Annotated in this window: 1 protein-coding gene; it reads right to left on the bottom strand. The window is 61.9% G+C overall.

Going from position 1 to position 1,000, the window contains the following annotated elements; translation table 11 throughout:
• Positions 1–354 precede the first annotated feature (354 nt).
• The coding region (locus QCE63_RS35510) for a hypothetical protein (RefSeq protein ID WP_309839941.1) at positions 355–1,000 on the bottom strand (646 nt) is incomplete at its 5' end.

Raw genomic sequence — 1,000 nt, 5'->3', positions numbered from 1 at the left:
GAGGCATCGCTGGAGACGAGCTGCACCTCGAAGTCGAAGAGCGTGGAAAGGGCTTCGTTACCTGTCATGGAACGGAAACTGAGGGTGCCGGAAGCAAATCCTTCGCTGTAGGCAGTCACAATCTGGGTCATGTCGGTCTCTTGTGAGAATCGGATCGTTGCTTAGACACGTGTGTTGAGTAAGTCATCCTGATTGGCGCCGCGTCTCTTGCGGCGCGCACCCCGGATGCTGTCGGCCGACCTGGTGGGTCGGCCGCTGGTGGCGGACTTGCCTTAAACGGTTCGCATGGTGGCCTTGCTCCGTGCTATGGGTGAGGTCGATCAACGTGTCACTGGCTTCTGCGTGGCCGCCGGCTCACCACTTGACTTCATAGCCGACCTTGACGATGGTCACGCCGGTTTCGGTGATCGAGGCGCCGTTCTGCCCCACCATCGTGCCGGTATTCGCCAACCAGAAGCCCGTGTTGTTGACCGCGTTGCCGGCCGTGGTCACCACGCTTCCGAGGGTGCTGACATCGCTCGTGTGAAACACCTCATTCGATCCGACGTTGACGCCGAACGTGTTGCCGACGTTGAAGTCGTTCTCGTTGCCGGTGACGAAGCTGGTGGACTCGCCGATGACCGATGACATGCTCAGGCCAGCGGTCAAGCTGTTCGATCTGCCCACGGTAAGGGCGTTCGAAAGACCGTTCACCGTGATGCTGTAAGCGTTTCCGCTGAGGTTCGGCTGGAAGAAGTTCTGGACGAAGGCAGGTAGCTGGCTGGCGAGCGTGCTGGACTGTGACGTGCCCGATGACGTCGAGACCGACGTCGACGGCGTGGATTGCTGCATGCCGCTGCGCGCATGGGCGTTCCTGCCGCGCTTGCGCGGTCGCGCCGCCATGATGGCCTGTTGCAATTGTCCGGCTGAGCCTGTGCTCACTTGCTGCTGCAACAGACGTTGCGCACCGGAGGGCGGCGGCGAGGTCGAGCTGTCGCCGGAGGCGAGCGGCAGGCCCACT

This window comes from Caballeronia sp. LZ065 (assembly GCF_031450975.1).
Lineage (GTDB): Bacteria > Pseudomonadota > Gammaproteobacteria > Burkholderiales > Burkholderiaceae > Caballeronia.
Note: the sequence above shows the minus strand (reverse complement) of the source record. Positions and strands in the feature narration are given on the sequence as shown.